We start from the raw sequence: 13,489 nt of genomic DNA, 5'->3' as shown, positions 1-13,489 counted from the left end.
TTATCAGCGCCTTTTTTACTCTCTAACTAAAGTTACTTAACTAGAGTTACTTAGTTAGGTCATCGAAAAACTTCTTAACACCGTCAAAGAAACCTTTTTCTTTTGGACGGTTTTTAGAGCCATCTTTACCCATGCTTTGCTCAAGTTCTTCAAGCAATTCACGTTGGCGATCATTAAGATTAACCGGCGTTTCAATAACCACTTTACAGATCAAGTCACCTTGAGCGCCACTACGTACAGACTTAACGCCTTTACCACGCATACGGAACATCTTGCCCGTTTGGCTTTCTGATGGGATCTTCAGTTTTGCACGGCCATCCAGTGTCGGAACTTCAATTTCACCGCCCAGGGCTGCTGTTGTAAAGCCAATAGGCACTTCACAATACAGGTTATTACCATCACGTTGGAAAATCGGATGTTCACGTACAGAAACCTGAACGTATAAATCACCTGCTGGTGCTCCATGCATGCCCGCTTCACCTTCGCCCGATAGACGAATACGGTCACCTGTATCAACACCTGCTGGGATCTTAACTGATAAGGTCTTAGTTTTTTCTACGCGACCTTGACCATGACAGCTGTCACATGGATCAGAAATAATTTGACCTGTGCCCTGACACGTAGGACAAGTTTGCTGAACCGCGAAGAAACCTTGGCGCATTTGTACTTGGCCTGCACCATGACAGGTAGTACATGTTTTTGGTTTAGAACCAGCTTTTGCACCGCTACCGTCACATGGCTTACAGCTAACCCAGGTTGGTACTTTAATTTCGACATCTTTACCACGAACAGCCTCTTCAAGGCTTAAGTCCATGTTGTAACGTAAGTCCGAACCACGTTGTTGACGCGATTGACGACGACCACCGCCACCACCAAAGATATCTCCAAACACATCACCGAAAATATCACCAAAATCACCATGACCGCCGCCGAAGCCACCGCCATGACCGCCACCACCTTGTTCAAAGGCTGCATGGCCGTACTGATCATACATTTGACGCTTTTGCGGATCAGTTAGTACTTCGTAGGCATCTTTTACTTCCTTAAATTTAGCTTCAAGGTCTTTATCGCCTGCGGTACGGTCTGGATGATATTTCATCGCTAAGCGCTTATACGCTTTTTTTATGTCTCGTTCGCTGGCATCTTTGCTCACGCCGAGAACTTCATAATAATCGCTTTTTGACATATCTATCACACTACTCTTTTTACTGCAGCTACACTGCGTAAGATAAATCGACTGATACAAATCGTATTATGGTCATAACCATTTAAGAGGATTAGCAACTTATCAATTTACCGTTTATATACATGCAAAAGGCGCGTCAAGCGAAATCGCTGGCGCGCCTCAATCATTTCATCCTAACTTAATTGGCTAAACAAAGCAGCCATTATTGCGTTAGGCAGAAGCGAAACAAGCAATTACTTGTCGTCTTTCACTTCTTCGAACTCTGCATCAACAACATCGTCGTCTTGTTTTGCAGAAGATTGCTCAGCACCTGCATCCGCACCGCCTTGTTGCTGCTGTGCTTTAGCTTGTGCAATTTCCATTAGCTTTTGTGACTTCTCAGCAAGAGCTTGCGTTTTCGCTTCAATCTCTTCTTTGTTATCACCTTTAATCGCCGCTTCTAGCTCTGTAAGTGCAGCTTCGATTGCTTCTTTATCTTCTGCAGGTAATGCATCACCCGCTTCTTCGATTTGCTTACGTGTACCGTGAACCATTGCATCAGCTTGGTTACGAGTTGCTACTAGCTCTTCGAATTTCTTATCTTCTTCAGCGTGCGCTTCAGCATCACGAACCATTTTTTCTACTTCATCGTCGCTTAGACCTGAAGAAGCTTGGATTGTGATCTTCTGCTCTTTACCTGTATCTTTATCTTTAGCAGATACATGTAAGATACCGTCCGCATCTACGTCGAATGTTACTTCGATTTGTGGAGTACCACGTTGTGCTGGGCGAATACCTTCTAGGTTAAATTGACCTAGTGATTTGTTATCGCTTGCACGCTTACGCTCACCTTGTAGTACGTGAATCGTTACCGCTGATTGGTTGTCTTCAGCTGTTGAGAAAACTTGTGATTTCTTAGTAGGAATCGTCGTGTTTTTCTCGATTAGAGCTGTCATTACTTGACCCATAGTCTCGATACCTAGTGATAACGGAGATACGTCAAGTAGTAGTACGTCTTTAACGTCACCAGCTAGTACACCACCTTGAATCGCTGCACCTACTGCAACTGCTTCATCTGGGTTAACATCTTTACGAGGCTCTTTACCAAAGAACTCAGCAACTGTTTTTTGTACTAGAGGCATACGTGTTTGACCACCAACAAGGATGATGTCATTTACGTCGCTTACTGATAAATCAGCATCAGCTAGTGCGCGCTTAAGTGGCTCGATTGACTTAGTTACTAAGTCTTCAACAAGTGACTCAAGTTTTGCACGAGTAACTTTAACGTTCATGTGCTTAGGACCTGTTGCGTCAGCAGTCACGTACGGTAAGTTAACTTCTGTTTGTTGTGCAGAAGAAAGTTCAATTTTCGCTTTTTCAGCAGCTTCTTTAACACGTTGCATTGCAAGTGGGTCAGTTTTAAGGTCGATACCTTGATCTTTCTTAAACTCTTCAACTAAGTAGTTGATAACACGGTTATCGAAATCTTCACCACCTAAGTGAGTGTCACCGTTAGTTGCTAGAACTTCAAATGTGTGCTCGCCTTCAACTTCATCAATCTCGATGATAGAGATATCGAAAGTACCACCACCTAAGTCATATACTGCAACAACGTTTTCACCTTTATTTTTGTCCATGCCGTATGCAAGTGCAGCGGCAGTTGGCTCATTGATGATACGTTTAACTTCAAGACCAGCAATACGACCAGCATCTTTAGTTGCTTGACGTTGTGAATCATTGAAGTATGCAGGTACTGTGATTACGGCTTCAGTAACCGCTTCACCTAGGAAGTCTTCTGCTGTTTTCTTCATTTTTTTCAGCACTTCTGCTGAAATTTGTGGTGCAGCACGTTTCTCGCCACGTGCTTCAACCCATGCATCACCGTTATCAGCTTTTACAATTTTAAAAGGCATGATACCGATATCGCGTTGTACTTCTTCGTCTTCAAAACGACGACCAATTAGACGCTTGATTGCAAATAATGTGTTAGTTGGGTTAGTTACTGCTTGGCGTTTTGCAGGTTGACCAACTAATGTTTCACCGTCTTGCGTATATGCAATGATCGATGGTGTTGTGCGATCGCCTTCCGCGTTTTCGATAACGCGTGCTTTATCACCGTCTAGTACTGCTACACAAGAGTTAGTAGTACCTAAATCGATTCCAATAATTCTACCCATGAATCTTCTCCAACTTCAAAATTCGTTAAAACGTTCGATGACTAGTAGATAGGGGTGCAGGAAACTGAATTCAACTGTAAAAATGAAAAAAAATTACTTTTTTTTGAAATATTTTCGAAATGGACGTTTTTTCCACAAAAAGCGCTGTTTTCTCAGCCTGCTTGCAGGATAAACAAACTGGTCTGATGACTTTGGCTATGCTATAACAAACACCATAACAATAAATGTTAAGGAAAATTATGCATTTTGAACAATTACTCGCCATGGCAACTGAACTAGGCAAAGACAAAACAAAAGTAATGCAGTTTCCAGAAAACTGGTGCCAAGGCCGCACAGCGTTTGGTGGATTATCTGCAGCTTTATTATATCAAGCTATACGTCAGCATATCGATAGCTCTCGCCGCTTACTATCTTTAAGCACTAACTTTGTTGGCCCGTTAATCGCTGACAATGATTTTTCAATCGACGTTGAAGTCTTACGTGAAGGCAAAAACAGTGCGCAGGTACTAGCAAAAGTGATTCAAAATGGCGATGTTTGTGTTATTACACAAGCCTGTTTTGGGGCTGAGCGTCAGTCCAATGTTCGTGTAGATGTAACTAAAACTATGCAGCTAAAACCGGTTGATGAGCGTTTCATCCTACCTTATAAAGAAGGCGTGATGCCGGCATTTTTTCAACATGTGGCACTGTGTTTACAAGACGGTAATATGCCATTCTCTGGAGCAGACACCTCACATTTAGGTGGTTGGATGAAATTCAAACATGTACCAGAGCAAATGACTGAAGCCCACATCATCGCCCTAACAGATGCATGGCCACCAACCTTATTACAAATGTATAAGCAACCCGCACCTGCAAGTAGCATGTCGTGGTACATAGAATTTGTTGAAGAGCCTGCAATTGCCCATGATGCTTGGATTGGCTACGAAGCGGTTACACACCATAGTAAGGATGGCTATGGGCTAGAAGATGGCTGCATTTGGAGTGAAGACGGTAAGCTAATTGCGCTGAGCCGCCAAACCGTCGCGTTATTCGCGTAACTCAGGCTTTGAAAGTTGCGCGTACTCAGTACCATCAAGGCGAATAATTGCTTGGTACTGGCCTGACTCAATGATCTCACCAAGACCCAAATTAAACGTGTTTTTTAACGTTTTACTGTAAAAAAACGCAGGTCTTGGTGCTTCTTTAAAAATTGCATGCACAATAAAAGGTTTAACCTCAGCGCTTTGTTTGTATTTTTCTAGATAGTATAAAAACACTCGGCGCTCTAGGATAATTACATCGACCCAGCCTTTCATAAGGTGATCAACTTGCGCTTCTTGGTTAACTACTTCTTCGTAAGAACGCAAAATGTTAGTAACCGATTTAAAAGGCGCTTCAATGAAATTAGTCGCATTTTGAAAGGCAAGCACGCTTTTACCTGCTAAATCGTAGATACTACTAATCTTAAGATCTTTATCAGCAAGGCTAACCGCCACATTTTGATAGCGGAGAAGTTCATCGCTCTTATATACATGTGAAGTAAGTACAGGTGGAAAGTTCAGCGCAATATCAACCTTGCCCTGCATAAGTTGCTGCTCAGCACGCTTATTAGACATGTAATGGATATCGATATTAGAAATGCCTTGCGATTTGAAAGCAGCTTTCAATATTTCGAGTTGAATGCCACTGTTAGTGTCTTCTATAACATAAGGAGGTAAAGAGGCGCTTGCAGCAACAACAATGGTTTTTTGCGTATTTGGCTCAGATAAACACTCACCTTTAACACTAACAAACAACATTAAAAGGATAAATAATTGCTTCACTGCTCACCTTAAAGAATTAAATGTATTAAAAAGCGTAATCGCTTTGTACAAATATTAGCTTATATTAAACAAAGGTGCATTTGAATTTATACACTATTTGATGCAAACTTAACTAAGTTCTTGTTTAAGAGACCCAAAGTTTGCAAACAGCCTGTCCTAGCTGCGATCTTGTCATTGAGATCCCACACTTAAGTGCAAAACAAGTGGCAATATGCCCTCATTGCAATACAAAGCTTTCGGCATCGCAAGCTAACCAAGATAGTATGGTGGTCGCACTAAGTTTAAGTGCTATTGTTATGCTACTGAGTAGTATGTTTTATCCATTCCTGTCTTTTACCAGTAGTGGTATTACCCAAACAATCACCTTACCCGATGCCGCTCGTATTCTCTTTAATTACGACAACGACTTTTTAGGTTTGTTCATCGACACCAGTATTATTGGTCTGCCCCTTCTTTTATTAGTACTCATAATTCCACTACATCTAGGCTTACTAAAAGCGTTACCATATCAATGGGGAAAAAGACTGTTAAAAACCACCTTTGTGTTAGAACCTTGGATCATGTCAGAGATTTTTTTAATTGGCGTGATGGTCAGTATGGTAAAAATCATGTCGATGGCCGATATTGAATTTGGTGTAAGCTTTTGGGCCTATAGCGCTTTTGTTATTTGTTATGTGGCAGCCACAGCAAAATTAAATAAGCACACCTTATGGCAACAATTAAAAGAACCTGAATACATAGAGCAAACAAAGCCAAACACGCGTGCTATTGATCAAGGATTAAGAGCATGTCATGTTTGTGGGCAACTGTGTGCGACCGAAATCTGTTCACGCTGCGACTCTAAAACTTACACTCGTAATCCTTTTAGTGTGCAAAAAGCCGCAGCGTGGTTATTAACCTCAGTGGCCTGTTATATTCCAGCCAATGTCTATCCTATTATGTACACCACAAGCCTTGGCGATGAAACTCCATCAACTATTATTGGTGGCGTAATGATTTTATGGAATAGTGGTTCGTACCCTATCGCAATGATCATCTTTTTAGCGAGTGTGGTTGTTCCCCTTGCCAAAGCGCTAATATTAAGTTTTTTATGCTTTATGGTGATGAGGCCAGCAAACAGACAAACTAAAAGCTATACACGTATCTATCAATTGACTGAATTTATTGGTAAATGGTCAATGATCGATGTATTTGTTGTGGCGATTCTAGTAGCCTTAGTGCAACTCGGAAACTTAATGTCAGTAACACCTGGCATTGGCACAATATTTTTTACAACCATGGTTATTTGCCAGATGTTGGCAGCCCATGCGTTTGATCCACGTTTATTGTGGGATAACCCAGATAACTTAAGTACTGCGAAACAAGAGACCTTGGCATGAGCGAAACCGCTAAAATAAAAACAGCGCCAAATATATCAGCAATCTGGATCATTCCAGTTATTGCCTTATTAATCGGCGCATGGATGTTGTACCAGTATCAAGCAAATAAAGGCACCACCATTTTTATCAAAATGCCTCATGCAGAAGGTATTGTGGCCGGTAAAACGGAAATAAAAGTACGTAGCGTGAAGATTGGCCAAATCGACCATGTTCGTTTATCAGATAAACAAAATAGCGTTATCGCACGGGCGCAAATCGATAAACATTACGACGATTTACTCACAGATGATGCGAAAATTTGGGTGGTAAAACCACGGATTGACGATACCGGCATAAGCGGCATGAGTACCCTACTCTCTGGTGTGTATTTAGAATTTGCACCGGGAGAGAGTAAAAAGCTGGCCGAAAGATTTGAGCTACAAGATGAACCGGCTCTAATTGGTAAAGATGTAAAAGGTGGGCGCTTCACCCTATTAAGTTATAACGCAGAAGTGCTTGATGTGAGTACCGGTATTTACTTTAAAGATTACAAAATTGGCCAAATAGAAACCGCCACCTTTGATTGGAAGAATCAAGCGATGAAATATGGCATTTTTATCAATGAGCCATATCAAAACTTGATCACCTTAAACTCTATTTTCTGGGTAAACTCAGGCATCGAAATAGACCTCTCTGCAGATGGTATTAATGTTAATACAGGCTCGTTAAGTAAATTGCTAAAAGGCGGTATTTCTGTTGGTATTCCTGAGCAACAAGCGCCCGGTGAAGTTGCCAGTAACGGCCATAGTTTTTCTTTAAGTAATAGCTACAAAGCCGCCTTAGAAGAACGCTTTTACGATTTTGACTACTACTTAATCGACTTTGAGCAATCAATTCGCGGCTTACGCGCTGGCGCTCCTGTCGAATACCGAGGTATGCGCATCGGTAGTGTAGTTGAAGCACCTGCAAGTGTGATAATAGATGGTAAGCCTGCACACTTTAGAACCGATAACACCGCAGTACCTGCCCTGATAAAAATTGAGTATGGGCGCCTCTACCACGACAGTGCAGCAGCACGCGAGTTTTGGTATTCGAGTTTAGATGGCTGGATCAAAAATGGTCTTCGAGCCTCTTTAAAGCCAGGTAACTTACTCACTGGTGCGGTGTATGTTGACTTAGATATTTACGATAACGCAGAACCCGCCGAGTTAAAGACGATAGCTGAATATACCGTATTCCCGAGTGTATCAAGCGGTATTACAGTCATAGCCGACCAAGTCTCTGATGTATTGAATAAAGTAAATAACCTTAAAATTGAAGATAGCTTAGCACAAATGCAGACCACCTTTGCCGAGTACCAAGCGCTTGCTCATGACATGAGAGAGCTACTAAATAAGCAAGATACACAAGACTTACCGGGTGATATTAATCGCAACTTTGCAGAAATGACTAAGAGCATGCAACAGTTCGATAAAACAATGAAACAATTTGAAAAAACTATGGCAAGTTATGAGCAAGGCTCAACATTCCACCAGCAGTTGCAAACAACTTTATCTGAATTTAAACGTTTAAGTGAAGAGCTGCAGCCACTCACACGAGGTTTAAACCAGCAACCTAATATGTTGATCTTTGATAAAGAGCTACCAGCAGACCCAACGCCGAGGAAACAATAATGAACTATAAACTCTGTGCTTCAGTTGCATCAGCGCTATTACTTTCGGCCTGCAGTCAAACGTCATTCTCGACTATTGAGTATTATCAATTTTCGCAGCCAATTATTGCAATGCAGCGCTTAGCTGAGAATACACAAGCTCAGCTCAGAATTAATACCGTACAGCTACGTGGTGCGCTTAATAATCGTGGTATTGCTATGGTTCTCAACAACAACCGAGTCAATGCTGCTAACTACCATTTATGGAGCGAATCACCCGATTTAATGTTAACCGCCAGTGCCCATCAACAGCTTTACACTGAACTTGATAATTGGATGGTAATAAAAGGTTTACCGGTGATAACCGATTTAGATCAGCAAAGCTTTTATGAATTAGAATATGAGCTACATCACTTCAACGGCGATGAGCAAGGCAATGCCAACATTGCAGGGCTTTGGCGTTTGTACTATACAAACCCTGAATCTGGCCGAAAGTTAAAGGCGGTCAATTACTTTAATGAGCTTACACCACTACAAGACAGTGATTACGAAGGGCTTGTCGCAACACTTGAGTCAACGTGGCTAAAGGTCAACAAACAGGTTGCAAACGAAGTATCAAAGCTTGCTCTTTAATAAGAGTTTTAGAGGCTGATTGTCATCGTTAATGATGACATCGCCTATGAACTCAAAGCCAAGTTTCTGTAACACCTTTTGTGAGCCAATATTTGTTGGTGAGGTTATTGCAGCAAGTACACCAAGCTCTAATACGTGTTTTTTTACCATCAATAACCTAGCAGCAGATGTAATAATACCCTTACCTTCATAGTTAGCTAACAAGGCAAATCCTAAATCGGGGATAGCTAACGCATCGCGCTGAAAGAGCCCCACCATTCCAACCGGTGTATCATCAGCTAAACAAACAATATAACTGCCAAAGCCAAATTGCTGGTGGCTATTTATAAACGTTTGTTGAATATAATGCTCAGCTTGTGCGGGCGTATTTATATTTTTATTACCGATATGCTCCAAAAATGTTGCTTGGTTCAAAAGCTCAACGATAAAAGTCGCATCATCAGGCTGCCCGGCACGTAAGTATATATCTAACATTTATTAAAACACCTTACTAACGACATCATTGGTAAAATTAAGGCAGTCTAAAACACGCTCTTTTTGTACTTTAGATAACTCGTCAATATCGAAATAGCCATACTCAGTGTGCTCATTACTCAACATTATCTCAGCGTCATCAGCTATATAAGCACGAAAAATAAACGCATGAGAGTTAAATGCTGTGTGATAATAAACGCCACTTAAATAAGCGATATCTACATCACAGTTAAGCTCTTCTTGGCATTCACGAAGCAACGCTTGATGAATGGTTTCACCTTTATCTAAAGCTCCACCAGGTAGCCCCCAACTTTTTTGACCGTAATCAGCTTTTAGTAATAACACCTGACCTTGGTTATTGGTGATAACCGCATGGCTACTGAGTCTGTAAGTATCTGAAAAAGCCATAACCCATTTGCTCAATTAATAAAAAGTGACGTTATTGATGAGTGTAAAGTAATTATCACTCCAATAAAAATTGTTATTGACTAAATTAATACTCAGGGTTATTTCTCCTAAGCTTCCTTTTCGAAAAAAAAGCCCAAGCAATTGCTTGGGCTTTTGTTTATCAACTATAAAGTTACTTTTGCAATTTAATGCCTTTGTAATACGTCTCTAAGTTTTCAACTTTTGTTTGGTTTTTAAGATCAGCAAATGGCTTATCTGCAAACTTACTACCACGCATTTGAATGTTTAAACGCGCAGCTTCATTGTTTAGCATCGTTTTCTTGTAGTAATCTTTTAGATCAGCCAATGTCACTTTTTCAACTTCAGCGATAAGCTTTTCTTTAGAGTCAAAGTTGAAGTTTTCACGGTACCAATCAGAAATAAGCGGTGACATTTCATCACTTAAATTCTTAGGTTGCTCTTTTAAAGACACAAGCGTTGCATTTTTAAGTTGTGCAAATGTTTCTTCTGTCATGTTATCAAGCTCAACAGCGTATTGCTTTTTGAACTCATCAAAACGCGCTTGCATCTCTTTAGGGCCTTTAACCGGTGTTTGAATATATAGGCCCAATGCAGAGTAATCTTCAATAGGACGCGCTAACGCACCAACCGCATAAGCTAATTGCTCTTCAGTACGTAACTTATCAAACGCTACAGTTCTAAAGTGGCTTTGTAAGATTTGTGCCTGCGCTTTTTGCTTATAGCCAGGTGTTGGGTGTACAACCATATCAATGATTGCTACATCCGCTACATCAATATCTTTTTGTAATACGATACGCTCACCAGGTTGAGGTAACCAGGCTTTACTTCTGGCAAACTCCGTCGCTTTATGACCTTTTGGTAAAATAGCGGTTAGTTTACTCGCAATAGATTCAACATCGTTTTGGTTATAGTTACCAAACGTGAATACACGTAAATCATTTTCAGCAAGTGTTGATAGTTTAATAGCCGCAAAATCTGCAAGGGTTAGTGCATCTGCCGCTGGAATCAAGGTTTCTGTATCAAATTTACCACTGCGAGTAAGCTTAGAGTACTCACCGAATGCTTGATAGAATGGGAACTGCTTTTGCTGATTTAGTAAGTCACGCTTAAAACGATCGATTGCTTGGGCAAAACCTTCTTCAGACACATCTAACGTTAGATTTTCAAGGGCCTGAGCTAAAAGTACATCTTGTTTATCAGTGAAACCACTAAGCGATAACACAAGGCCATTACTTGGCTGTAACCCTAAACTCATACCTGCAACAGCGGCTTCTGTGCTTAATTTACTTTGTTGTAAGTTATAAAGATCAGCCCAAATTGAGTAAAGAACCTGTGATTTTACATTCTCAAGGGCATCTGGCGTATTAATGTAAACTTCAACAAGACCTTTAGGCTGCTCAGCAAACTGCTGACTTGCTTGACGCCAAACTTTAACGCCCTGCTTATCAAATACCAGTTCAGGATGCGCTTGTTGTTTAAACTCAGCTGTTTTAATTGCAAAGCTTTCAGGTAATAAGCGGTTTACTGTTGGTAATGCTAACGCGTATTCACTTGGTTTATTCCAGCTTGCAACTTCTGACTCACTGATATCTTCAATACGATATTTACCATCGTAAAAATGCAGCTGTGAATCTGTCTCTTCTTGTTTTGAAATATACCAAATACGTAAAGTATCTTCGTTTAATTGCGAAAGGACATTTTGCACCGCATCTGCATCAAACTTTGCATAATAATAAGGTGCGTTAATTGCGTTGTTCACAGGGAACTTTTGCATGCTATCAGTTAAGTTACTTACATAACCAAACTCATCTCCTTTTTCGAGGAATTGAAACGAATTGTTTAACGATGTACGAATTTCATTAAAGTATTTGCTATCAACACCCTGATCTTTGATAAGTGCAATATATTGCATAACCATAGCAACAATTTCTTCGCGGTTTTGCATGCCGGCATCAGTCAATTCAATATCAACTGTTAAGCTTCCGTAGTTCCCATATTGCGTTGGTGAAGCAGAAGACGATAAACCTGATACCCAACCTTTATCACGTAGTATTTGTGCTGGGCTGCCTTGCATTTCGTTACTTAAAAGGTATGAAACAAAACGATTTGGTTTAACCGCAAACTGTGAACTGTTATCAGCAATTGTGAACTCTAACTGTAGTTGTTTTACATCTTCATTTGGTGAGTAGTAAACACGCTTTCCGCCAGCAACAGAAAAGTCTAACTTATCAGTCACCGTTGGTTTTTCGATTTTTTTGTTTTCAATATCAGCAAAATACTGTTTAGCTTTTGCTTCCATTTCAGCCAGTGGACGATTTGAGATCATCGCCACTTTCATAATGTTCGATGAATAATATTTGTTATAGAAAGCAACGGTTTCTTTATGCAGATTGCTGCCTTCTTTGTCACCTAAAGTTTCTAGGTTACCAATTAAGAAACGGTTTGCAGGGTGTGAGCCCATCATTTGACGTGCCAATTTAAATTGGCCAAAAAAGTCCATTTCACGACGCATTGACCACTCTGCGTTTACCGCATTTTTTTCTTTGTCTGTGTATTCAGGGTAAAGCTTTGGTGATTTAAAGAAATCAGCAAAGCGGTCAAGTGCTTCGTCGTAGGCATCATTGTTTACTTTGAACATGTAGTTTGTGATATCTAACCAGGTGTAAGCGTTATGTGCGCCACCATTTTTGGTCATGAAATCACTGTAACCTTTAGTGTCTGGGTAGCGGTCTGTACCAAGGAACAGCATATGCTCTAGGTAGTGCGCCATGCCTTGTTGCGACATAGGGTCGTGCAATAAACCAACGCCTACACTCAAAGCAGCAGCTGATTTTTCAGCACTAGGATCTGAAATCAAAATTACATCAATTTCGTTATCTAGTTTTAATGTTTTGTACTCACGGGTGTCGTTTGGGCTGATAACTAACGAGTCAGGAATAAGGTTAGTATTAGCTGCAGGAGGCGTTGTGGTAGAAGTAGAAGAACAACCAGCTAACACTGCAAAAGCGATTGCACTGAGTCCCATTATTTTTTTCATTATTTTGTATCCATTAGAAATTGAATAAATTTTTATTTATCATGTGTTTTCGAGCGCCGCAATTCAATGCTTTTCAGCTAAGTTACAGCAAAACTTTGTAACACATTGTGAAAATGCAATACTTACGGTTAAGATTAATAGCAATAACTATAACAAAGGATGAGCTATGGAAAAGTGGCTAATTGTAGCAATGTTCACTCAGGTCTTTCTGACTTTTGCAGTCATGTACATTATGGGTAAGCGTCGTTTTCGTGCTGCAAAACAAAAAACCATCGAGATGAAAGACTTCTTAACAATGGAGCTTGAAAAGGCTGGGGATAATGTTCGCGTGGCAGATCGTAACTTTATCAATCAATTCGAAATGCCTGTGCTGTTTTTTATTGCGTGTTTAACAGCTCTGCAAGTCAATGCTGTTGGTACTGTATTTGTTGCCCTTGCTTGGGTTTATGTTGCATTAAGAATTATTCATAGCGTAATACACTTAACTTCAAACACCTTGAAGGCGCGCTATTATAGTTTCGTTATCAGTAGCTTTATAATGCTAATAATGTGGGTGCTGATTTTAGTTAGAATTTTCTAATAATCATCAATACAAAGAAATAAGGCGCTTTTTAGCGCCTTATATATATACCCAAGCCACCTCAAGATGCAGAATTCAGCGTTTCACAGGAGCTTAATATCAAGGCGTTACTTTGCAAGAATGGCATCCCCTTTTAAGAAGTAACAACGATGAGAGTAAGTGCCTGTGAAGCGCCCAAAG

The 13,489-nt window shown here is 40.5% G+C and carries 11 protein-coding genes; 5 read left to right on the top strand and 6 right to left on the bottom strand.

Going from position 1 to position 13,489, the window contains the following annotated elements:
- Window positions 1–46: 46 nt before the first annotated feature.
- On the bottom strand, window positions 47–1,186 hold the full coding sequence (dnaJ, locus tag AN394_RS08190) for a molecular chaperone DnaJ (RefSeq protein WP_054563084.1): 1,140 nt from the start codon (window positions 1,184–1,186) through the stop codon (window positions 47–49).
- Between the two features lie 233 nt (window positions 1,187–1,419).
- On the bottom strand, window positions 1,420–3,342 hold the full coding sequence (gene dnaK / locus AN394_RS08185; RefSeq protein ID WP_055021216.1) for a molecular chaperone DnaK: 1,923 nt from the start codon (window positions 3,340–3,342) through the stop codon (window positions 1,420–1,422).
- A 239-nt stretch (window positions 3,343–3,581) separates the two neighbouring features.
- Here dnaK and AN394_RS08180 point away from each other — a divergent pair, with 239 nt between their 5' ends.
- Window positions 3,582–4,382, top strand: coding sequence for a thioesterase family protein (locus AN394_RS08180; protein WP_055021215.1), 801 nt, complete (start codon window positions 3,582–3,584; stop codon window positions 4,380–4,382).
- Here AN394_RS08180 and AN394_RS08175 read toward each other — a convergent pair.
- On the bottom strand, window positions 4,371–5,147 hold the full coding sequence (locus AN394_RS08175) for an ABC transporter substrate-binding protein (RefSeq protein ID WP_235576247.1): 777 nt from the start codon (window positions 5,145–5,147) through the stop codon (window positions 4,371–4,373). The genes AN394_RS08180 and AN394_RS08175 overlap by 12 nt on opposite strands.
- 140 nt (window positions 5,148–5,287) lie before the next feature.
- Here AN394_RS08175 and AN394_RS08170 point away from each other — a divergent pair, with 140 nt between their 5' ends.
- Genes AN394_RS08170 through AN394_RS08160 form a run of 3 tightly spaced genes read left to right on the top strand, consistent with a single transcriptional unit; the run spans window position 5,288 to window position 8,789 of the window.
- On the top strand, window positions 5,288–6,526 hold the full coding sequence (locus AN394_RS08170) for a PqiA/YebS family transporter subunit (RefSeq protein WP_055021214.1): 1,239 nt from the start codon (window positions 5,288–5,290) through the stop codon (window positions 6,524–6,526).
- Window positions 6,523–8,178 carry an intermembrane transport protein PqiB gene (pqiB, locus tag AN394_RS08165; RefSeq protein WP_055021213.1) on the top strand — a complete coding sequence of 552 codons (1,656 nt, stop codon included), beginning with the start codon at window positions 6,523–6,525 and terminating at the stop codon, window positions 8,176–8,178. The genes AN394_RS08170 and pqiB overlap by 4 nt, the downstream gene beginning before the upstream one ends.
- A complete protein-coding gene (locus AN394_RS08160; RefSeq protein ID WP_055021212.1) occupies window positions 8,178–8,789 on the top strand; it encodes a membrane integrity-associated transporter subunit PqiC in 612 nt (203 codons plus the stop codon). The genes pqiB and AN394_RS08160 overlap by 1 nt, the downstream gene beginning before the upstream one ends.
- Here AN394_RS08160 and AN394_RS08155 read toward each other — a convergent pair.
- The 3 genes from AN394_RS08155 to AN394_RS08145 all read right to left on the bottom strand — a co-directional run bounded on the left by AN394_RS08155 (window position 8,772) and on the right by AN394_RS08145 (window position 12,729).
- Window positions 8,772–9,263 carry a GNAT family N-acetyltransferase gene (locus AN394_RS08155; RefSeq protein WP_055021211.1) on the bottom strand — a complete coding sequence of 164 codons (492 nt, stop codon included), beginning with the start codon at window positions 9,261–9,263 and terminating at the stop codon, window positions 8,772–8,774. The genes AN394_RS08160 and AN394_RS08155 overlap by 18 nt on opposite strands.
- A 3-nt stretch (window positions 9,264–9,266) precedes the next feature.
- Window positions 9,267–9,671 (bottom strand): NUDIX hydrolase, encoded by a 405-nt coding sequence (locus AN394_RS08150; protein WP_054563077.1) that lies wholly within the window; start codon window positions 9,669–9,671, stop codon window positions 9,267–9,269.
- Window positions 9,672–9,843: 172 nt separating this feature from the next.
- On the bottom strand, window positions 9,844–12,729 hold the full coding sequence (locus AN394_RS08145) for an insulinase family protein (protein WP_055021210.1): 2,886 nt from the start codon (window positions 12,727–12,729) through the stop codon (window positions 9,844–9,846).
- 166 nt (window positions 12,730–12,895) lie between these two features.
- Between AN394_RS08145 and AN394_RS08140 the strand changes: the two genes are divergently transcribed.
- Window positions 12,896–13,309: an MAPEG family protein gene (locus AN394_RS08140; protein ID WP_054563074.1), complete on the top strand. Its 414-nt coding sequence runs from the start codon at window positions 12,896–12,898 to the stop codon at window positions 13,307–13,309.
- The last annotated feature ends 180 nt before the right edge of the window (window positions 13,310–13,489 follow it).

Source organism: Pseudoalteromonas sp. P1-26 (assembly GCF_001401795.1).
Lineage (GTDB): Bacteria > Pseudomonadota > Gammaproteobacteria > Enterobacterales > Alteromonadaceae > Pseudoalteromonas.
Note: the sequence above shows the minus strand (reverse complement) of the source record. Positions and strands in the feature narration are given on the sequence as shown.